The sequence below is a fragment of the Roseococcus sp. GW821-FHT12F05 genome (assembly GCF_058806835.1).
On record NZ_JBXAQB010000015.1, the window covers coordinates 108208 to 128614 of the forward strand.

Below are 20407 nucleotides of genomic sequence, written 5' to 3' on the forward strand. Positions count from 1 at the left end.
CCTAATTCTTTGCCCGGCTTGCAAAACAAATACGGCCCGGCGTAGCGTCGGGGGAACGGGGGAACCGCATCGCACAGCTCGCCACACCGGAACACGGGGCCAGGATGATGCACGCGGATACCCTTGGGGCCTCGCCCCGGATCACCCTTACTTCCGGCCTCCGGCAGGGCCTGTCCCGCCTCCGGCAAGGGCTCGCGCTTGCCGTGGCGCTGCTGGCGCCAGGCGCCGTGCTCGCGCAGGAGCGGGTCCACTTCCAGTATTCCTGGCTGCCGACGGGCGAATACGCGCCGATCTCGGCCGGCATCGAGCGTGGGGTGTTCCGGCGCCACAACATCGACCTCAGCTACAGCACGGGCCGCGGCTCGGGCGACGCTGTCAGGCGTATCGCCTCCGGCGCCTCGCCCTTCGGCGACGGCGACATCTCCGCCGTCATGGCAGCGCGGGTGCGCGAGAATGCGCCGGTGCGCTGCATCATGAACCAGCACGCGATGTCGCCGCACTCGCTCTTCGTGCTGGAGAGCAGCGGCATCACCAGCATCCAGCAGCTGGCCGGCCGCACGCTCGCGACCACGCCGGGCAACAGCCACTTCATCTACTTCCCGATCGTCGCGCGGATGAACAACCTGGACCCGAACTCGGTGCGCTGGGTGACGGTGGATGCGCCGGCCATGGCGCCCATGCTGATCTCGCGCCGCGTGGACGGCGCGCCGCTCTTCGCGACGCATCTCTACTACCAGAACAAGCAGGCCGAGCGCGTGGGCCAGCGCATCCGCTCCATCCCCTTCGCCGATTACGGCTTCCGGATCTACTCTTACTGCTGGATCGCGACCGAGGAGACGATCCGCGCCAATCCCGACATGGTGCGCCGCTTCCTCGCCGCCGTGCACGAGAGCTACCTCTGGGCCAAGGACAACATCGACGAGGCCGCACGGCTCCACAACCGTCGCCACCCCGACGTCGATGCCGACGATGCGGCCGGCAGCATGCGGATCATGTACCAGTACATGTTCCCCGATGCCGCCACGCTCGCCAATTTCGGCCGCTTCGAGGAGACGCGCCTGCGCGAGACCTACCGCGTCGTGGCGGACAGCCAGCAGCTCGACCCGGCCTACGACGTGAACCAGCTGATCGACACGCGGTATGTGCCGGGCGCTCAGTAGGGGGATGACTTGATCCGGCTGGAATCCGTCGGCAAGCGCTTCGAGGCGGCCGACGGTGTCGAGGTCGAGGCGCTGTCCGGCGTCTCGCTGGAGGTGCCGGAGGGCGCCTTCACCGCGATCGTCGGCCAGTCCGGCTGCGGCAAGTCCACCCTGCTGCGGCTGATCGCCGGCCTCGTGCCGCAGAGCTCCGGCCAGGTGCTGGTGGACGGGTATCACGTCACCGGCCCGCATGCCGATGTCGGCTTCGTCTTCCAGGCCGCGACCCTGCTGCCCTGGGCCGACGTGCTGACCAACGTGCTCTTCCCGCTGCGCATCCTCGGCCGCCGCGATGCCGCCGGCGAGGCGCGGGCGCGCGAGCTGCTCGCCATGGCCGGCCTCGGCGGCTTCGAGCGCAAGACGCCGCGCGAGCTCTCCGGCGGCATGCAGCAGCGCGTCGCCATCTGCCGTGCCCTGGTGCACGAGCCGCGCATCCTGCTGATGGACGAGCCCTTCGGCGCGCTGGACGCGCTCACCCGCGAGGAGATGAGCCTGGAGCTGCTGCGCCTCTGGACCGAGCGGCCCTGCACGGTGGTCTTCGTCACCCATTCCATCACCGAGGCGGTGATCCTGGCCGACCGCGTGATCACCATGTCGCCGCGGCCCGGGCGCGTCGCCGACATCGTGGACGTGGACCTGCCGCGGCCGCGCAGCTTCCGCCAGGTCTCAACCCAGGAGTTCGAGCGCTGTGCCGGACGCATCCGCGATCACATCTTCGGCCGTCATCCTGTCGCGGCCTAGGCGGCGGCTCTGGCGGGCGCTGCGGCCCGTCGTGGTGCCGGTGCTGACTGTCGTGGCCTTCTTCGCCGTCTGGGAGGCGGGGGTGCGCGTCTCCGGCGTCCCGGAATACATCCTGCCCGCGCCCACGCAGATTTGGACGGCGACGTCGGCGGCCGGCCAGGTGATGCTGCGCCACACCAGCTCGACGGTGACGACGATCCTGCTGGGATTCCTGCTGTCCATCGTGGTCAGCCTGCCGCTTGCGGTGCTGGTGACCTCCTCGGCCAATGTCGCGCATGCCGTCTATCCGATCCTGGTGCTGATCCAGAGCGTGCCCAAGGTGGCGCTGGCGCCCATCCTGGTGCTGGCGCTCGGGCCCGGCGAGCTCTCGCGCGTCACCGTCACCTTCCTGGTCGCCTTCTTCCCGCTGGTGATCTCCACCGCGACGGGGCTGATGGCGGCGCCACCGGAGCTGATCGAGCTCAGCCGCTCGCTGCGCGCCTCGCGGCTGCAGCAGCTCCTGCTGGTGCGGATGCCCTATGCCATTCCCTTCATCTTCAGCGGGCTCAAGCTCGCCATGACCTTCGCGGTGGTGGGCGCCGTCGTCGGCGAATTCGTGGCGGCCGACCAGGGGCTCGGCTACCAGATCATGTCGGCGACGGCTTTCTTCCGGACGTCGCTGGCCTTCGGGGCGCTGCTGATCCTGTCCTTCCTCGGCATCGTGCTGTTCCAGGCCGTGGTGGTGGTGGAGCGGCTGTGCTTTCCCTGGGCAGCCCAAGAGGAAAAAGCATGAGTCTCGCGGTCTTCGGCAGCCATGTGCTGACGGAACAAGGCGTCGTCGCCGATCGCTGGGTGCTGGTGGAAGGCGACAGGATCGTCGCGATCACGCCGGATCGGCCTTCCGCCGATACCGTGCTGGATGCGCCCGGCCGCCTCGTCCTCCCCGGGCTGATGAACCTGCACAACCACTGCTTCAGCGAGATGGTCGTGCGCAACCGCACCGAGGACGGCGCGAGCGGCGACGAGGCCAGCCTGGTCTATCGGCTGCTCATGCCGCTGAGCCGGCTCGCGCTGGAGCAGCTCACCGCGGCCGAGCGGCTGGCCGCGGCACGCCTCGGCCTGCTGCAGGTGATGAAGGGCGGCGCGGCCACGGTGCTGGAGCCCTTCCGCAACGGCATCCCCGAGATGTTCCAGGCCGCCGCCGAGCTCGGCCTGCGCTTCTACGGAGCGCCCTACGTCTTCTCCTCGGCCGACCCGAAGATGGGGCCGGACGGGAAGATGGACTACGCGACGATCGGGAACGACGACGGCACGGCCGACCTCGCCGAATGGGAACGCCTGCGCGAGATCTGGGACGGGCAGGAGGAGGGCCGCATCCGCCTGGCCATGGCGCCGCACGCCACCGACACCTGCGGGCCCGAGCTGATCCGAGCCGCGGCGGATCGCGCGCGCGAGCTGGGCATTCCCATCACCGTCCATGTCTCGCAGAGCGCGGCCGAGAACGCGCTCGCGCAGTCGCGCTACGACTGCTCGCCCGTGGAGTATCTGGAGCGCGCGGGCGCCCTTGGTCCGAACCTCATCGCGGCGCATTGCATCCATTGCAGTCCCTTCGACCTCGCGCGGCTGAAATCCTCCGGCAGCACCGTGGTGAACTGCCCGCGCACCTTCGCGCGGGGCGGCGTGTTCGCGCCCTTCTCGCGGTTCAGATCCGCCGGTCTGCGCACCGTCATCGGCACGGACGGCTACAACATGGACCTGATGGGCGAGCTGGGCGCGGCCGGGATGGTCTCGAAGCTGGAGGCGGGCGACGCGAGCGTCGCCACCGCGCGGGAGCTGGTCGCCGCCGTGACGCGCGTCGCCGCGGAGGCGATGGGGCGGCCGGATCTCGGCCGCATCGCCGTGGGCGCGACGGCGGACCTCAGTGTGATCGATCTGACGCACCCGCATCTCCAGCCGATGGCCGATCCGATCCGGGCGATGGTGTGGCTCGGACACCGCGCCGAGCTCGACGCGACGGTGGTGGATGGGCGGCTGTTGATGCGCGGCGGGAAGCACCTGCTGGTGGATGAGGATTCCATCACGGCGGAAGGCGCTGCGGCGATCCGGCGGATCTGGGAACTGCCGGAGGCGCAGGCGGCGTTCGGCACCTGATCAATCCAGCAGGAAATCCAGCAGCACCGGATTGAACACCCCCGGCTTCTCCACCGAGAAGGCGTGCGCCCCCTCCGCCGTCACCCAGAGCTCCGCCGCCGGCAGCCCTTCCGCCAGCGCCTGCGATGCGGTCCAGGGCACCAGCAGGTCGTCGCGCGAGGCCGCCACCAGCGTGGGCGCCTCGATGCGCGCGAGGTCCGCACGCACGTCAAAGGCGCGCCCGGCCCCGATGCGCTTCAGCAGATTCTCCGCCCCCTGGAAGTGCGCGGTGCCTTCAATGATCTCGGCCAGGATCTTGTCGTGGTTCGCGGAGAGGTACGGCGCCGTGTGCAGGAAGAGTGGCTGCGCCGCGACATAGGCCCCGACTCCCTGCGCGTGCAGGATGCCGATGCGGATGTCGAAGCAGCGCTCCGTGTGGCGATCCACCTTCGCCCAGCTGTTCACCACGACCAGCCGCCCGAGCCGCGCCGGATGCCGCCGCGCCAGCTCCAGCCCCACCAGGCCGCCCACCGCATGGCCAAGGAAATGCGCCTGCGCGATGCCCGCCGCATCCAGCACCTCCACCACATCGTCCGCCATGTGGCCGATGGTGTAGCCGTCCGGCAGCGGCTCGAGGTTGCGACCCGTGCCTCGCTGGTCGAAGGCGACGACGGAAAAATGCTCCTCCAGCGCGGCACGCTGCGGCGTCCAGAAGGCGGCCGCTCCGCCGAGGCCGGCGGAGAGCACGATGGCCGGCGCGTCCGCGCGCCCAGTCACTTCGAATTTCATCCGCCGATGCCCCATGTCGTCGGCGGCAGCCTAACAGACGGGCGGTCTTGGGCCGAGGCGCCGACTCAGGGAAACAGGCTGGCGGGGAAGGGGGGAATGGGCTCCATCCGCAGCAGCCTGATCGCGATCGTGGCAGGCGGTTCCTCCCCCCGCCACTCGGCCAGGGTCGCCCCGGCGAGCGCCGCATCGGCGAAGCGGATGGCGATCACCTCGCCCGCCTGCTCCGTTCCGACGAATTGCAGCTCCGCGCCGCCCCGCAGGGCCAGCAGCGCGAGGCGCTCGAGGATCCAGGGCCGCGCGGCGCCGTCCGCGGAGGGGAACTCGCAGAGGAGGACGGCGCCCATCGCCGCTCAGCCGTTGCGGAAGGCGTAGCCATAGCCGTTGAGCGCCGGCGCGCCGCCGAGATGCGCATAGAGGATCTTCGACCCCTCCGGGAAATAGCCCTTGCCGACGAGGTCGATGAGGCCCTGCATGGATTTTCCCTCGTAGACGGGGTCGGTGATCATGCCCTCGAGGCGGGCGCAGAGGCGGATGGCCTCCTTCGTCTCCTCGGAGGGAACGCCGTAGACGGGATAGGCGTAGTCCTCGATCAGGACGACGTCGTCCTCGACGATCTCGCGGCCCAGCTCGACGAGCGCCGCGGTCTTCTGCGCGATGTCGAGCACCTGCGCCCGGGTCTGCGCCGGCGTGGCGGAGGCGTCGATGCCGATGACCCTGCGCTCGCGCCCGTCCTTGGCGAAGCCGACGAGCATGCCGGCATGGGTCGAGCCTGTGACGGTGCAGACGATGATGTAGTCGAAGCTGAAGCCGAGCTCCTTCTCCTGCGCCCGCACCTCCTCCGCGAAGCCGACATAGCCGAGGCCGCCGAACTTGTGCACGGAGGCGCCGGCCGGGATCGCATAGGGCTTGCCGCCCTTGGCCTTCACATCCTCGAGCGCCTGCTCCCAGCTCTCGCGGATGCCGATGTCGAAGCCCTCGTCGACCATCTGCACGTCGGCGCCCATGATGCGGCTGAGCATGATGTTGCCGACGCGGTCGTAGACGGCGTCCTCGTTCGGCACCCAGCTCTCCTGCACGAGGCGGCACTTCATGCCGATCTTCGCCGCGACGGCCGCGACCATGCGGGTGTGGTTGGACTGCACGCCGCCGATCGAGACCAGCGTGTCGGCATTGGAGGCGATGGCGTCGGGGATGATGTATTCGAGCTTGCGCAGCTTGTTGCCGCCATAGGCGAGGCCCGAATTGCAGTCGTCGCGCTTGGCGTGGATCTCGACCTTGCCGCCGAGATGGCTGGAGAGCCGGTCGAGCCTCTCGATGGGGGTGGGGCCGAAGGTCAGCGGATAGCGCGCGAATTTTTCCAGCATTATGGCATCCCGTTTGGTGATCCGAACGGGTCAGTCAGCTATCACCAAAAAAATGGAAGGTGCTCTCGATATCAGGGAGGAAATTCTGGAAATCACTTCTGATCTACCGCAGTTTGTCGCCATGCTTGCCGCATTGCCGCGGACTTATGGAAGATCCTTTCATGGCCTCCAAGCTCGACAGAATCGATCTCAAGATCCTGCGTTTGCTGCAGAATAACGGTCGGCTGAGCAATGCCGATCTGGCCGAAACGGTCAGCGTCAGCCCCGCCACCTGTCACCGCCGCACCCAGCGCCTCTTCGAGGACGGCTACATCACCCAGACGCGGGCGATGGTCGCGCCGCGGAAGGTCGGCAAGGGCGCGCTCGCGATCGTGGGCGTCGTGCTCGACCGCTCGACGCCTGAGAGTTTCGCCAGTTTCGAGCAGGCGGCGGCCCGGCTGAAATTCGTCCTGGACTGCCACCTGGTCGCCGGCGATTTCGACTACTTCCTCAAGATCCGCGTCGGCGACATGGAGGATTTCAACCGCATCCACGGGGAGCAGCTCATCGCGCTCCCCGGGGTGCGTCAGACGCGCACCTTCTTCGTCATGAAGGAGGTCGTGGACAACGCGCCGCTGGAGTTCTGAGAGCCTGCCGGATCCGCGACACGCGGAGCCGACCCGCCGGGACTTCCAGGCAGGCTCCTACTTGCCGATATGCGCGGTGGTCGCGATCTCGACGAGCGCGCCCGGCTTCACCAACTCGCACTTGATGCAGTAGCGCGCCGGCTTGTCGCCCGGGAAGAACTGCGCATAGACCTCGTTCATGCCGGCATAGCTGGCCCAGTCCGTGAGGAAGATCTGGTTGAAGGTGACGTCGGCCATGGTGCCGCCGGCGGCCTCGACCACGGATTTGATGGTGTCGAGCACGAGCCGCGTCTGGGCGCCGATGTCGCCCGGATGCATCACGTTATTGTCCTTGTCGAAGGGCAGGGTGCCCGAGACGTAGAGCACGCCGTCGGCCAGCGCACCGGGCGAATAGGGCGCCAGCGGCTTGCCGGAGCCGGCGGGGATGACGGGCTTGAAGGGCATGTCGCTTTACTTTCCCTGTTCCGGAGATTGGCCGATGGCGCCGCAGAAATCCGCGACGGTGGAGACCCAGCCGAAGAAGGTCTCGATGTTGTAGAGCGCGGCCTTCTGGGTAAAATCGGGCCCCGCCGCGTGCGTCGCATCCTCGAGGACCACACAGAAATACTCGAGGTGGTAGGCGTCGCGCAGCGAGCTCTCCACGCAGACATTCGTCGCGATTCCCGTGAAGACGATGTTGCGGATGCCCCGCGCGCGCAGGAGGCTGTCGATGTTGGTGTTGTAGAAGCCGGAATAGCGCGTCTTCGGCACCACGAGATCGCCCGGTTGCGGAGTCAGCCCGTCCACCAGCGCGTGGTCCCAGGTCCCGCGGGCGAGCAGCTTTCCCTTGTATTCTGGCCTGGCGCGCATCGTCTTCAGCGCGTTGGACTTGTGCCAGTTGGGCGAGGCCGGCGTGCCCGCATCCGAATAGGAGGGGTCGAAGCCGTTCTGGAAGAAGATCACCGGCATGCCTGCGGCGCGCGCGGCCGCGGCCGCCTTGGCGACCATGGGGATCACCGGCGGGATGCCGCTCACGTCGAAGCCTGCGACGTCGAGATAGCCGCCGGGCATGGCATAGGCGTTCTGCATGTCCACGATGATCATCGCGGTCTCGGCCGGGTTGAGGCGGATCGCTTCGGGCCGCGCGGGCAGAGTGATGGCGGCGCGGGTCGGCGCCTCGGGGGCGTAGCCGGCGGGAAGGCTCATGCGATGGGCTCCTGTCTCGATGCCCGAAAGAATGCACGCATCATGCCATCGAGGCGAGGCGCGGGGCGTCCCGCTTCTGCCTCGCGAGCGTGCAGCGCATGCCTCAATCCGCGCGGATGCCGGCGGCCCGCACGAGCTCGCCGAAGCGGCGTGTCTCGTCGGCGATGAAGGCGGTGAACTCCACGCCCGGCATGGCGCGCGGGAGGCTGCCGCTCTCGACGACGCGCTGCGCCACCGCGGGGTCGCGCACGGCGGCAAGGGTCTCGGCCTCCAGCTTCGCCAGCCGGTCCGCCGGCACGCCGCGCGGCGCGAAGAGGCCGAACCAGCCGACGGAGACCAGGTCCACGCCCGCCTCCTTCAAGGTCGGCACGTCAGGGAAGGCCGGCGCGCGCTCGGCGCTGGTGACGGCCAGCGCCTTCATCCGCCCGCCGCGCACGAGGCCGGCCGCGGCGGAGATGGTCTGGAACATCACCTCGACGCGCCCGGCCATGAGGTCGTTATTCGCGGCACCCGTCTCGCGATAGGGCACATGCGTCATGTTCAGCCCCGTGGCGATGGCGAATTGCGCGCCGGCCAGGTGCAGCGAGGTGCCATTGCCGATGGAGGCGTAGTTCATCGGCCGCGTGCGCGCGAGGGCGACGAATTCGGCGACGTTGCTCACCGGCAGGTCGGTCGGCACGACCATGATGTTGGGCACCACGGCAATCAGCCCGATCGGCGAGAAATCGCGGTCCGGGTCGAAGGGCAGCGAGGCATAGAGGAAGCGGTTCACGGCCATCGGCACGCCGTTGAGCATGATGGTCCCGCCGTCGCCGCCGGCCTGGGCCGCGGCCGCCGTGCCGATATTGCCGCCGGCGCCCGAGCGGTTCTCGATGGTGACGGGCTGCCCCATCGCGCGCGCCATCCGCTCGCCCACGATGCGGCCGAGGAAATCCGCCGCGCCGCCGGGCGGGAAGGGGACGATGAGGCGCAGGCCGGACTGGGCCTGCGCGGCGAGCGGAGCGAGCGCCGGCAGGGCGAGAAGGGCGCGGCGCGGGACATCGGGCATTCGGTTCTCCATCGCCGCGATCGGCGGCATGAAGATCAAGCAATCTTCAGGCCATCAGCGCGATGGTGGCACCGCTACGGCAGGGGTGCCACCGCCTCTCGCCCGAGCTCGGCCGAGAGCGACCGCGCCGCGGCAACGGCCGGGCGAAGCGCGTCCTCCAGCCGCCGCAGCAGCGGTTCCGGATCGCCCGGCTCCCGCCCGATGAGGGCATCCTCGAGGCGCAGGGCGGCCTCGGCCACGCTGTCGGCGCCCAGAGAACCCGCTGTGCCCCTGAGCGCATGCGCGAGCCAGGCCGCTTCGTCGGAGCGGCCTTCGGCGATCTGCTGGCGGAGCCGCAGGGCGGCATCGCCGAAACTCGCGCCGAACTCGATGATCAGCTTGCGCAGCAGCTTGCGCTTGCCGTTCACGCGGACGAGCGCGGCGTCGAGGTCGTAAGGCGGCAGGAGCTGCGGCAGCCCGTCGGCGGCGGCCGGCATCGCGACCGAAGGCGGCGGGCTCGCCTCCGCATGCCCCACCGCGAGCCAGCGGTCGAGCGTCGCGACCAGCGCCGCCGGATCGACGGGCTTGGCGACATGATCGTTCATGCCGGCCTGCAGGCAGCGCTGCCGCTCCTGCTCATAGGCATGCGCGGTCATGGCGATGATCGGCAGCTCGCTCGCGGGGATGCGCTCGCGGATCCGGATCGTGGCGTCGATCCCGTCCATCTCCGGCATCTGCACGTCCATCAGCACGGCGGCGAAGCCGCGCGGCTCCGCGAGGACCTTGTCCCAGGCGACGCGGCCGTTCTCCGCGATCTCGACGACGAGGCCGGCATCGGTGAGAAGCTCGACCGCGACCTCGCGGTTGATCTCGTTGTCCTCCGCCAGGAGGACGCGCGCGCCGCGGAACGCCGGGGCGACGCGTGGAATCGGGGCCGGGCCGGGGGGGGCGGGAACGGCCTCGGGCCCGGTGCCGAAGAGCGTCGTCAGCGTGTCCAGCAGCAGCCCGGGATCCACGGGCTTCACGAGCACGGCGGAGATGCCGTTCGCCTCGGCCTTCTCCGCCATCTCCTCGCGGCCATAGGCGCTCACCATCACGACGACCGGCGGCTTGGCGCCCGTGACCTTGCCATGGATGCGCCGGGCGGCCTCCATCCCGTCCATGCCGGGCATCTTCCAGTCCATGAGGACGAGGTCGAAGGGCGCGCCGTTCGCCTCGGCCTCGTCCAGGGCGCTGAGCGCCTCCGCCGCGGAGGCGAAGAGCTCCACCCCGACCGACCAGGCCGAGAACATCTCCTGCAGGATCGACCGCGAGGCGGCGTTGTCGTCCACGACCATGATGCGCAGGCGCGCGAGGGCCTCCACGGCCGGGCGCCGCGCGATCGCCGCCGCATCGGCGACGCCCAGCCGGAGGATGAAGCGGAAGCAGCTTCCCTCGCCGGGCGTGCTGTCCACGAAGATCGTGCCGCCCATCAGCTCCACCAGCTGCTTGCTGATGGCCAGCCCGAGGCCGGTCCCGCCGAAGCGGCGCGTGGTGGAGCTGTCGGCTTGCGTGAAGGAGCGGAACAGCCGCGCCTGCTGGTCCGGCGTCATGCCGATCCCGGTGTCGCGGACGGCGACCTCGAGCGCGATGTCGTCGCCCGGCGGGGACCTCGGCCGGACGGTGACGGCCACCTCGCCGCGCTCGGTGAACTTCACGGCATTGGAGACCAGGTTGAGGACCACCTGGTTGAGGCGGAGCGAATCGCCCACCAGCGCCGCCGGCACCCCCGCCTCGACCACGAAGCGCAGGCCGATGCCCTTCTCCTGCGCCCGCACGCCGGCGATGGCGGAGACGCCGTCGAGCGTGGCCCGCAGGTCGAAGGGCGCCCGCTCGAGGGTGAGCTTGCCGGCCTCAATCTTCGAGAAGTCCAGGATGTCGTTGATCAGGCCGAGCAGCGCGCCGCTCGCCGAGCGGATCTTGAGGATGTAGTCGCGCTGCTTGGGCGTCATCTCCGTGCGCAGCGCGAGATGGCTGAAGCCGAGGATCGCGTTCATGGGCGTGCGGATCTCGTGGCTCATATTGGCCAGGAAGAGGGTCTTCGCCGCATTCGCCGCCTGGGCCTCCTGCGTCCGCTGCTCGACCCGCAGCTCCAGCGTCTCGTTCTGGAGCCGGATCTCCGCGCTCATGGCCGCGATCCGGTCGAAGGTCCGGACCAGCGTGACGCACAGCGCGACCAGCACGGCGCTCTGGAACAGCACGATCGCGGCGTGGAAATAGACCCGGTCGATATCCGATCCGCCGAGGAAGATGGCTGTCGGCAGCACGAAGTTGAGCACGAGGTGATGCAGGGCGATGGTGACCGCGCCGATCACGATCACGCGCCAGTCGCACCAGCCGATCAGCAGGGCGAGCAGCGCGAAGAAGTACATGTGCATGTCCATCTGCCAGGCGTGCCCGGCGAGCAGGTACAGCATCACCGCCGGCTGCCCCATCAGCGCGACGGCCGAGACGTAGCGCGTCACTGGCGCGATCCCGCGGAGCCACCAGCAGAGGTGGAAGGCCGCCGCCAGCCCGGCGGAGAAGATCGCCGGCGCGACCGGCGAACGATCCACGAGGACGGCGCCCAGCGCCACCGCCGGCACATGCAGCCAGAGCAGCCACACGAGCGCGGCGCCGAAGCGGCGCCGGAGCCAGTCGAGCTCGGACATCAGGCGCTCCTTCCGCCGGAGCCGAGGCAGCCGCGCAGCAGGACCGGATCGAGCACGAGCCAGGCGCCGGCGCGGTACAGCGCGGCGGCAAAGCCGGGACTGTCGGACTGCGCGAAGATGACGTTGGGCAGCCGGCCGCCATCGACGATCCTGCCATCGGCGGCGGCGACCAGCCCGGCCATTCCGTCGAGCCCCTTCCAGGGGGCGGCGATGACGGCGAACTGGGTCTGTCCCGTCTGCGGCATCAGCCCTGCCACGAGGGCGCCGACCAGGCTGAAGACAAGGAGGAGAACCGGCAGCGCCGTGGCGCCGCCCTGGCGGCGGCTTTCATGCGGCGCCGACGAGGTCCGATGCGGCCGTCGGGTGCGGTCGGATGGGGCGGCAGCCCCAGGATAAGCGTCGGGCATTCTCATTCCCACACCTCGCAGGTGCCGGATGTAGCACGAGGCATGTTTAGATGCGCAATAATCCACTGCCGGATGCGGCGGGCGATGGAAGAGGCGCGGGATGTCCCCGCGCCGATGCGGTCAGAGCCCCGCGCTCTCCAGCCGCAGCACCGAACGGGCCAGGGCTTGCGCCCGCGGCACGAAGCTCGCGACCTCCAGGTACTCCTCCGGGCTGTGCGCGAACCCGCCCACCGGCCCGACCGAGCAGATGGTCGGAGCTCCCTGGGCGGCGGTGAAGCCGCTATCGGCGCAGCCGCCGGAGAACTCCCCCTTCACCTCGAGCCCGGCGTCCTTCGCCGCGCCCTGGTACATGGTGAAAAGCCGCGCGGCCGCCTCGTCCTGGGTGAGCGGCAGGAACTCGCCGCGGATGATGAGCTTCGCCTTGGTGCCGGGCACGTAGCTCTTGGCGATGATCTCGTGGATCCTGCCCATGATCTCGTCGCGGTCGGCCGGGTTCACGTAGCGCAGGTCGATCTGGCCGGTGGCCGAGGGCGCCACGGTGTTCACGCTCTGCCCGCCCGAGACGAGGCCGACATTGAGCGTGATGCCGCGCTTGAGATCCGTCAGCGCGTGGATGGCGACAATCTTGTGCGCGAGCTCGCCGATCGCGGAGATGCCGGCCTCGAAGTTGCCGCCGGAATGGGCGGCCTTGCCCTCGATCTCGAAGATGCTGAAGACGCCGCCCTTGCGTCCCGTGACCACGTTGCCGGTGAGTCGGCCGGGCTCGGAGTTGAAGACGACGCGGGCGCCGCGGGCCTCCTCCTCGATGACCGCGCGGCCCTCGGGGGAGCCGATCTCCTCGTCGCCGGTGAAGAGGCCGACCATCGGGCCCGGCGCGCCGCCGAACTTCTTGAAGGCGGCGAGGACGAACATGTTCATGACCAGCCCGGCCTTCATGTCCGCCACGCCGGGGCCGTAGGCACGGCCGTCCTTGATGGTGAAGGGCCGGCGGGTCGGCTCGCCCTTGGGGAAGACGGTGTCGCGATGGCCCATCAGCACGATGTTGGCGGCGTGGTTGCCGCGCGTGCGGACGGCGGAGGCCCCCTCATGCGGCAGGACCGCGCGCAGGCAGTCGCCGAATTTCTCGCCCCGCACGGTCTCGACCGTGATGCCCTGACCGTCGAAGAAATCCTTCACGATCTTGCCGACGGCATCGACGCCGGCCTTGTCGTAGCTACCGCCATCGGTGTTCACCATGGCCTCCAGCGTGTCGACCATCGCCTGCTGCTGGGTGGCGAGCCAGGCGGTGATCTTGCCTTCGGTGGTTTCGGTGTTCATGCGGGCAGCCTCCAATCTGTCGGAGGCAGGCTACTCCACGCGGCCGATGCGTTGAACAGCCCCCACCAGCCGCGCGCTGTCCTCGGCGAAAAATCGGGAAAAGTCGGGCGCATCCATGTAGCGCGGGGGCGAGCCCGCGGCCTCGAAGGCGCGGAGAAGGTCCGCATCCTGCATGGCGGCGCGCATGGCCTCGCGCAGCCGCGTCACCACCGGCGCCGGCGTCGCCGCGGCGGCGAAGAGCCCGGCCCAGATGTAGAACTCCACCTCGGGGAAGCCGGCCTCCATGAAGGTCGGCACGTCGGGGAAGGCGGGCGCGCGCTCGCGGCCCCAGCAGCCGAGCACGCGCAGGCGCCCGCCCTGGACGTGCTGGGTCAGCGTGCCGGGTGCCGAGGCCAGTGCCTTGATGTCGCCGGAGAGCAGCGCCGTGATGGCCGGCCCCGCGCCCTGGAAGGGCACGTGCAGCAGCCGGATGCCGGCTGCGGTCGCGAACATCTCCATAGCCACGTGCAGCGTGCCGTAGGCGCCGGAGGAGCCGTAGGGGATGTCACCCGGCCGCGCCTTCGCGTCGGCCACGAAATCGGCGATCGAGCGCCAGGGCGCGTTGGCCGGGACCGCGAGCATGGTCGGGTCGGCGTTCACCAGCGCGATCGGCGCGAACTGATCAACCGTATAGGGCGCGGGCCGGCCGAAGAGCTTTTCCGACTCCGGGAGCACCGCCAGCGAGGAGAGCGCCATCAGTAGCGTGTAGCCGTCGGGCGCGGCCCGGGCGACGAAGCCCGAACCGATGGCGCCGGCACCGCCCGCGCGGTTCTGCACGACCACGGGCTGGCGGAGGATGCGCTCCAGCGCCGAGGCGACGGGCCGCGCCGCGAGGTCGGCCTGGCCGCCCGGCGGAAAGCCCACGACGATGGTGATGGCCCGGCTCGGGAAGTCCTGCGCCTGGGCAGGCAGGGAGGCGGCCAGCGGGGCCGCCAGGACGAGGCGCCGCGGCAGCGACGCCGCGCTCATTCCTTGGGACCGATCCGCGTGACGGTCTCGCTCTGCCAGTCGCGGTCCTTCATCATCTCGGTCTCGGCCGAGCCGCCGCGCGGCGGTTCATAGAAGGAGGCCGCGTCCGGCAGGCGCTCGGACGGGTTGGCCGGCGCTGCCATCAGGCAACGGCGGCGCGCCAAAGGAAGAAGCTTCAGAGCACGCATTCGTCATCCTCCCGTCACGGGAAAGCCTTATGGCCCTCAGGCCACCCGATTCTCCAGGGTGCCGATGCCCGGCACCTCGATCCGCACGACATCGCCGGCCTTCAGGAAGACCGGCGGATTGAAGCCGATGCCCACGCCCGCCGGCGTGCCGGTGGCGATGAGGTCGCCCGGCTCCAGCGTGATGGCTGCGCTGATCGCCTCGATCAGCGTCGGAATGTCGAAGATCAGGTCGGAGACCGGGGCGTGCTGCCGCTGCTCGCCATTCACCCAGGTGGTGAGGGTGAGCTTGGTCGGGTCGGGCACTTCGTCGGCGGTGAGGATGGCCGGGCCCATCGGGCAGAAGCTGTCGAGCCCCTTGCCCAGGATCCACTGGCTGTGGCGCTTCTGCAGGTGGCGCGCCGTGACGTCGTTGACGATGGTGTAGCCGAAGACATGCGAGAGCGCGTCGGCCTTGGAGATGCCGCGGCCGCCCCCCTCTCTATTCAATGGGCCGATGACCACGCCGAGCTCGCCCTCGTAGTCGAGGCCGCCGGTCGGATCGAGATGGCTGAGGATCGGCTCGCCGTTGGCGATGATCGAGGTGTGCGGCTTGCTGAAGACGACGGGATAGGGCGGCACCACGTCCTTGGCGCCGCCGTCGAAGCCGGAGCCCGCGAATTCCTTCGCATGCTCATGGTAGTTCTTGCCGACGCAGAAGATGTTCTTCGGCGTGCGGGGGATGGGCGCGCAGAGCGTGGCGCCGGTCACGAGCGGCGCCTTGGCGGCCGCCTCGCGCAGCTTGTCCAGCAAGGCAGGCTCGGCGGCGGCGACGCCGACCATGGTCTCGCCGCGCAGCAGCGGCTCGACCGCGCAGAGATCGAGCACGGCGCCGTCAGCGCCGAGCGCACCCACTTCCTGCCGCACCTGCCCGGCGCGCGTGAACGTGACCAGCCGCATGCCAACTTCCCGCCCAAGACCCGGGCGGGGAGAAAGCAGCTTTGCGTGACGGTTACAAGTCAGGGGCGGTGGGGGTCTGCCTTGCGATTTCGAGGGCCCGCGCCGCGCGGAAGCAGAGGTCGTCGCGATAGAGCGCGGCCGCCACCTGCACGGCGCGCGGCATGCCCTCGGAATCGAGGCCGACAGGGACGGAGATGGCCGGCTGGCGCGTCAGGTTGTGGGTGAAGGTCCAGGGCGCCCAGTCACGCCAGAGCGCCATCTGCGGGTGCAGCGTCGGCTGGTCGGCGGCGAAGGCGGCGGTGGGCGTGCAGGGGGTGAGCATCAGGTCGTAGACCTGATGGAAGCGTGCCATGGCATGCGCTGCCTCGATGCGCAGGGCATCGGCGCCGAGGAAGTCCACCGCGTTCATGGCCGATTCCGCCTCGGCGACCTCCAGGATACCGGCATCCAGCATCTCACGCTTCTCGGCCGGAACCATGGCCATCAGCCGCGCCAGCGCCACGCCCCAGACGCGGCCGAAGATGGCACGGGTGTCGGGAAGCCGCGGATCCGCCTCCTCGACGATCGCGCCGGCCGCCTCCAGCGCCTTCGCGGCCTCGTCCAGCGCGGTCCCGCCGTCGGCGTCCAGCGGCGCGTCGAAGCCGAGGCGCCGGACCACAGCGACGCGCAGGCCCTTCACGCCGTCCTCGATGCCGTCCCGCCATTCGCGCTTCTCGTCGGGGAGGCAGAAGGGGTCGCGCAGGTCGTGGCGGGCCAGCGCGTTGAACATGAGCGCCGCGTCGCGCACCGAGCGCGTCATCGGCCCGGCCACGGCGACATTGGCGAAGGCGCCGAGCGGCCATTGCGGCACGCGGCCGAAGCTCGGCTTCACCCCCACGAGCCCGCAGAAGGCCGCGGGAATGCGGATGGAGCCGCCGGCATCCGTGCCGATATGCAGCGGGCCGAAGCCGGCGGCGCCCGCGGCGCCTGCACCGCTCGACGAGCCGCCCGGCGTGCGCTCGCGGTTCCAGGGGTTGCGGGTGATGCCGTGCAGCGGGCAGTCGCCGGGCGACTTCCAGCCGAATTCCGTGGTGGTGGTCTTGCCGATGATCACGGCGCCGGCCTGCTTGAGGCCCATCACGGCCGGCGCGTCCTCGACGGCCGGCTTGCTGTCCGTGGTCCGGCTGCCGCGCCGCGTGGGGAAGCCCGCGAGGTTCAGCAGGTCCTTCACGGTCGTCGGCACGCCGTCGAGCTGGCCCATCGGCCGCCCGGCCATCCAGCGCGCCTCGCTCTCGCCGGCCTGCTGGATGGCGCGCGGATTGAGGGCCGCGAAGGCGTTCACCCAGGGGTTGAAGCGGGCGATGCGCTCGGAGACGGCCTTCAGCGCCTCGACGGGCGACAGCGCGCGGCGGGCATAGAGCGCCAGAAGCTCCTCCGCCGCCATGAGCGCAGGATCGGTCTTCGTGGTGATGTCGTGCATGGGGGACAAGGATGCGCCCATGCCGGGAAAACGTCACGCCCCAGGACGGAAATCAGAGGCGATCATGGGCCTCCGCTTGCGGATGCGCTATATCCGGGAGAGGATAACGAGCCGGGCCACCGGCCCACACGCGGAGGACTTCCCACATGCAACACGAACGCGAGCATTATGTGAACGGCGCCTGGGTCGCCCCGCTCGAGCCCAGGCTTCTCGACGTGGTCGACCCCTCCACCGAGGAGGCCTTCACCCAGATCGCCGTCGGCGGCGCCGACGATGTGGACCGTGCCGTCGCCGCCGCCAAGGCGGCCTTTCCGTCCTATGCGCGCACCAGCCGCAAGGACCGGCTGGACCTGCTGAGGGCCATCCTCTCCGAATACACCAAGCGCCGCGACGACATCGCCGCCGCCCTTTCGCAGGAGATGGGCGCGCCGCTGAAGTTCGCGCTGGAGCGCCAGGCCGCGACCGGCACGGCGCACCTCCAGCGCATGATCCAGGTGCTGGAGGAGTACAGGTTCGAGGAGCTCGAGGGCACCACGCTCATCGCGCGCGAGCCGATCGGCGTGGTCGGGCTCATCACACCCTGGAACTGGCCGATCAACCAGATCGTCTGCAAGGTGGCGCCGGGCATCGCGGCCGGCTGCACCATGGTGCTCAAGCCCTCCGAGGTCGCGCCGCTCAACGCCATCATCTGGTCCGAGGTGATGCATGCGGCCGGCGTGCCGAAGGGCGTCTACAACATGGTGCAGGGCGAGGGCGGCGTCGTGGGCGCGGCCATGTCGTCGCATCCTGACATCGACATGATGTCCTTCACCGGCTCCACCCGGGCGGGCATCCTCGTCGCCCAGGCCGCGGCGACCACGGTGAAGCGCGTGGCACAGGAGCTCGGCGGCAAGTCGGCCAATATCCTGCTGCCGGACGTCGACTTCCCGACGGCGGTGCGCAAGGGCGTGCTGGGCATGATGGGCAACAGCGGCCAGTCCTGCAACGCGCCGACGCGCATGTTCGTGCCGCTGGACCGCCACGAGGAGGTCAAGGCCATCGCCAGGGCCGCGGCCGAGAGCGTGGTGGTCGGCGACGTGAAGAGCCCCGGCACCACCATCGGCCCGGTGGTCAGCGGGATCCAGTTCGAGAAGATCCAGCGCCTGATCCAGGCCGGCATCGATGAGGGCGCGGAGCTGGTGACGGGCGGCCCCGGCCGGCCGGAAAACCTCAACCGCGGCTACTTCGTGCGGCCGACGGTCTTCGCCGGCGTGCGCAACGACATGACCATCGCGCGCGAGGAGATCTTCGGGCCGGTGCTCGCGATCCTGCCCTACAAGGACGAGGCCGAGGTGATCGAGATGGCCAACGACACCATCTACGGACTGGCGGCCTATGTGCAGGGCGCCGATGTGAAGAAGGTGCGCGAGGTCTCGGCGCAGATGCGCGCGGGCAACGTGTTCATGAACTACCCCGCGGGCGACACGGCCGCGCCCTTCGGCGGCTACAAGCAATCGGGCAACGGGCGCGAGTACGGCAAGTGGGCGCTCGACGACTTCACGGAGATCAAGGCGGTCATCGGCTACGAGGCCGCCTGATGTCCGATGCGGTGGTGCCCGGGATTCCGGGCACCACCGGCTTCTTCAGCGCAGCGCGGCCAGCACGGCCTCGGCCAGCGGCAGGCTGGAGGCCGGGTTCTGGCCGCTGAGCAGGTTGCGGTCGGCCACGACATAGGCGCCCCAGTTCGGCCCCTTCACGTAGTCCGCGCCGGACTTGCGCAGCGTGTCAGCGAGCAGCCAGGGCGCGTTGTCGGCCGTGCCGAGCTCAACCTCCTCCTCGTCGCTGAAGGAGGTCATGCGGCGGCCCTTGAACAGCCAGCCGCCCTGCGCGTCCTTCGCCGCCAGCAGCGCCGCCTGGCCGTGGCAGACCGGCGCGATGATCTTTCCCGCACGCTCGGCTTCGACGAGGACGCGGCCCATGTCGGCATCCTTGTAGAGGTCCTCGACCGGACCGTGGCCGCCGGGGATCACGATGGCGTCATAGGCAGCGGTCTCGACCTCGCTCAGCACCAGCGGCCTTGCCAGCCGCGGCGCGATCGCGTCGAGATAGGCGCGGAAATGGTCGACATTCTCCTGCCCGACGACATGGGGGTTCATGCTGTGCGGGTCGATGGTCGGCGTCACGCCGCCGGGGGTGGCGATGTCGACGGCGCAGCCGGCGGCCACGAACCTCTCGTCCATCACGACGAACTCCTCGGCCCAGACGCCGCTCGCGTATTTGGATCCGTCGGCGCGCGTCCAGGTTTCGGCGGCGGACAGGACAATCAGGATCCGGCTCATCTTTCGTCTCCTTGGTGGGGTGGTGACCGCTCTCTGCGGCCCGCCCGATATCGCGCGCCGGGTCTGCCCCGTGTTGTCGGAAGCTCGGGGATCCTTGCCTGATCCTCCGAAGGTCGTTGAACCCGCCGCGCTCCGTCCGCTAGGAAGGGCGGCATGACCGAGGCCCTCCTCGATGCGATCCGCCGCCATGCCGAGGCCCATGCCGACGGGCACGGCATCGCCCGCGCGCCGATCCCGGGCCTGGTCACCGTGCGCTCCACCGGCACAGGCGAGCTGCAATACGGCATCCAGCGACCGCTGATCTGCCTGGTCGTGCAGGGAACCAAGGAGGTGACGATGGGGAGCCGCACGCTCTCCTTCGGTGCGGGCGATTCCCTGCTGATCACCGCCGATGTCCCGACCGTCAGCCAGATCACCAGGGCCAGCCGTGTGGCGCCCTACCTGTCCTTCGTGCTCGATCTCGATCCCGCTGTTGTCGCGGCGCTCTCGGCCGAGATGGCGGCGGTGCCGCCGGAGGTCGGCGCGGCGCTCCGGCTCGAGCCCACCGATGCCGAGGTCGCCGACGCGGCGCTGCGCCTGCTGCGCTTGCTCGATCGACCGGCCTCGCTGCCGGTGCTCCAGGGGCAGCTGCTGCGCGAGATGCATTACTGGCTGCTGGCCGGGCGCCTGGGGCCCGCGATCCGCCATCTCGGCTTCCCGGACAGCCATGCCCAGCGCATCGCCCGCGCGGCCAGCCTCATCCGTACCGAGTTCGCGTCGCGCCTGCCGGTCGAGCGCCTGGCCGCGGCCGCGGGCATGAGTCCCTCGACCTTCCACCAGCATTTTCGGGCGGTGACCTCGCTCTCGCCCCTGCAGTTCCAGAAGCAGCTCCGGCTGATCGAGGCGCGGCGCCTGATGATGGCGGATGGCGCGACATCCAGCCAGGCGGCCTATGCGGTCGGCTACGAGAGCGTGCCGCAGTTCACGCGCGAGTACGGACGGTTCTTCGGCCTGCCGCCCGCCCGCGCGATGGAGGAGGCCAGGCGCCGGGCGCAGGCTGTGGCCTGA

Annotated in this window: 21 protein-coding genes; 7 read left to right on the forward strand and 14 right to left on the reverse strand. The window is 69.9% G+C overall.

What is annotated here, in order from left to right; all coding sequences use genetic code 11:
• The first annotated feature begins 104 nt into the window (after positions 1-104).
• From AC1ROY_RS27260 to AC1ROY_RS27275, 4 genes are read left to right on the forward strand one after another with little or no spacing between them, the layout of a single operon-like run.
• The gene (locus AC1ROY_RS27260) at positions 105-1160 is read left to right on the forward strand and encodes an ABC transporter substrate-binding protein (RefSeq protein WP_493152072.1); all 1056 of its coding nucleotides are present in this window, start codon (positions 105-107) and stop codon (positions 1158-1160) included.
• Positions 1161-1169: 9 nt separating this feature from the next.
• On the forward strand, positions 1170-1937 hold the full coding sequence (locus AC1ROY_RS27265) for an ABC transporter ATP-binding protein (protein WP_493152073.1): 768 nt from the start codon (positions 1170-1172) through the stop codon (positions 1935-1937).
• Positions 1885-2709, forward strand: coding sequence for an ABC transporter permease (locus AC1ROY_RS27270; protein ID WP_493152074.1), 825 nt, complete (start codon positions 1885-1887; stop codon positions 2707-2709). Before AC1ROY_RS27265 ends, AC1ROY_RS27270 begins: the two co-directional genes overlap by 53 nt.
• Positions 2706-4067 carry an amidohydrolase family protein gene (locus AC1ROY_RS27275; RefSeq protein WP_493152075.1) on the forward strand — a complete coding sequence of 454 codons (1362 nt, stop codon included), beginning with the start codon at positions 2706-2708 and terminating at the stop codon, positions 4065-4067. Before AC1ROY_RS27270 ends, AC1ROY_RS27275 begins: the two co-directional genes overlap by 4 nt.
• On the opposite strand, the gene rutD is transcribed toward AC1ROY_RS27275, so the two are convergent.
• From rutD to AC1ROY_RS27290, 3 genes are all read right to left on the reverse strand, one after another.
• Positions 4068-4823: a pyrimidine utilization protein D gene (gene rutD, locus AC1ROY_RS27280; RefSeq protein ID WP_493152076.1), complete on the reverse strand. Its 756-nt coding sequence runs from the start codon at positions 4821-4823 to the stop codon at positions 4068-4070.
• Between the two features lie 77 nt (positions 4824-4900).
• Positions 4901-5179 (reverse strand): hypothetical protein, encoded by a 279-nt coding sequence (locus AC1ROY_RS27285; RefSeq protein WP_493152077.1) that lies wholly within the window; start codon positions 5177-5179, stop codon positions 4901-4903.
• A gap of 6 nt (positions 5180-5185) precedes the next feature.
• Entirely contained in the window at positions 5186-6199 is a 1014-nt protein-coding gene (locus AC1ROY_RS27290) for a 1-aminocyclopropane-1-carboxylate deaminase (protein ID WP_493152078.1), read from the reverse strand.
• Between the two features lie 161 nt (positions 6200-6360).
• Here AC1ROY_RS27290 and AC1ROY_RS27295 point away from each other — a divergent pair, with 161 nt between their 5' ends.
• Positions 6361-6825: an Lrp/AsnC family transcriptional regulator gene (locus tag AC1ROY_RS27295; RefSeq protein ID WP_493152079.1), complete on the forward strand. Its 465-nt coding sequence runs from the start codon at positions 6361-6363 to the stop codon at positions 6823-6825.
• A 57-nt stretch (positions 6826-6882) separates the two neighbouring features.
• On the opposite strand, the gene rutC is transcribed toward AC1ROY_RS27295, so the two are convergent.
• The 10 genes from rutC to AC1ROY_RS27345 all read right to left on the reverse strand — a co-directional run bounded on the left by rutC (position 6883) and on the right by AC1ROY_RS27345 (position 17042).
• On the reverse strand, positions 6883-7269 hold the full coding sequence (rutC, locus tag AC1ROY_RS27300) for a pyrimidine utilization protein C (RefSeq protein ID WP_493152080.1): 387 nt from the start codon (positions 7267-7269) through the stop codon (positions 6883-6885).
• 6 nt (positions 7270-7275) lie between these two features.
• Positions 7276-8010 (reverse strand): pyrimidine utilization protein B, encoded by a 735-nt coding sequence (gene rutB, locus AC1ROY_RS27305; protein ID WP_493152081.1) that lies wholly within the window; start codon positions 8008-8010, stop codon positions 7276-7278.
• A 103-nt stretch (positions 8011-8113) separates the two neighbouring features.
• A complete protein-coding gene (locus AC1ROY_RS27310; protein ID WP_493152082.1) occupies positions 8114-9058 on the reverse strand; it encodes a Bug family tripartite tricarboxylate transporter substrate binding protein in 945 nt (314 codons plus the stop codon).
• Between the two features lie 74 nt (positions 9059-9132).
• Entirely contained in the window at positions 9133-11727 is a 2595-nt protein-coding gene (locus tag AC1ROY_RS27315) for a hybrid sensor histidine kinase/response regulator (protein WP_493152083.1), read from the reverse strand.
• The gene (locus AC1ROY_RS27320) at positions 11727-12134 is read right to left on the reverse strand and encodes a hypothetical protein (RefSeq protein WP_493152084.1); all 408 of its coding nucleotides are present in this window, start codon (positions 12132-12134) and stop codon (positions 11727-11729) included. The genes AC1ROY_RS27315 and AC1ROY_RS27320 overlap by 1 nt, the downstream gene beginning before the upstream one ends.
• Before the next feature lie 120 nt (positions 12135-12254).
• Entirely contained in the window at positions 12255-13451 is a 1197-nt protein-coding gene (locus AC1ROY_RS27325) for a M20 family metallopeptidase (RefSeq protein ID WP_493152085.1), read from the reverse strand.
• 30 nt (positions 13452-13481) lie between these two features.
• Positions 13482-14459: a tripartite tricarboxylate transporter substrate binding protein gene (locus tag AC1ROY_RS27330; RefSeq protein ID WP_493152086.1), complete on the reverse strand. Its 978-nt coding sequence runs from the start codon at positions 14457-14459 to the stop codon at positions 13482-13484.
• Complete coding sequence (locus AC1ROY_RS27335; RefSeq protein ID WP_493152087.1) at positions 14456-14647, reverse strand: hypothetical protein; 192 nt, start codon at positions 14645-14647, stop codon at positions 14456-14458. Before AC1ROY_RS27335 ends, AC1ROY_RS27330 begins: the two co-directional genes overlap by 4 nt.
• 36 nt (positions 14648-14683) lie before the next feature.
• Positions 14684-15583: a fumarylacetoacetate hydrolase family protein gene (locus AC1ROY_RS27340; RefSeq protein WP_493152088.1), complete on the reverse strand. Its 900-nt coding sequence runs from the start codon at positions 15581-15583 to the stop codon at positions 14684-14686.
• 52 nt (positions 15584-15635) lie between these two features.
• Positions 15636-17042: an amidase gene (locus AC1ROY_RS27345; protein ID WP_493152089.1), complete on the reverse strand. Its 1407-nt coding sequence runs from the start codon at positions 17040-17042 to the stop codon at positions 15636-15638.
• A gap of 146 nt (positions 17043-17188) precedes the next feature.
• Between AC1ROY_RS27345 and AC1ROY_RS27350 the strand changes: the two genes are divergently transcribed.
• Positions 17189-18619, forward strand: a complete 1431-nt coding sequence (locus AC1ROY_RS27350) for an aldehyde dehydrogenase family protein (RefSeq protein ID WP_493152090.1) — start codon at positions 17189-17191, stop codon at positions 18617-18619.
• Between the two features lie 45 nt (positions 18620-18664).
• Here AC1ROY_RS27350 and AC1ROY_RS27355 read toward each other — a convergent pair whose 3' ends face one another.
• Complete coding sequence (locus AC1ROY_RS27355; protein ID WP_493152091.1) at positions 18665-19360, reverse strand: type 1 glutamine amidotransferase domain-containing protein; 696 nt, start codon at positions 19358-19360, stop codon at positions 18665-18667.
• A 153-nt stretch (positions 19361-19513) separates the two neighbouring features.
• Here AC1ROY_RS27355 and AC1ROY_RS27360 point away from each other — a divergent pair, with 153 nt between their 5' ends.
• Positions 19514-20407, forward strand: a complete 894-nt coding sequence (locus AC1ROY_RS27360; protein WP_493152092.1) for an AraC family transcriptional regulator — start codon at positions 19514-19516, stop codon at positions 20405-20407.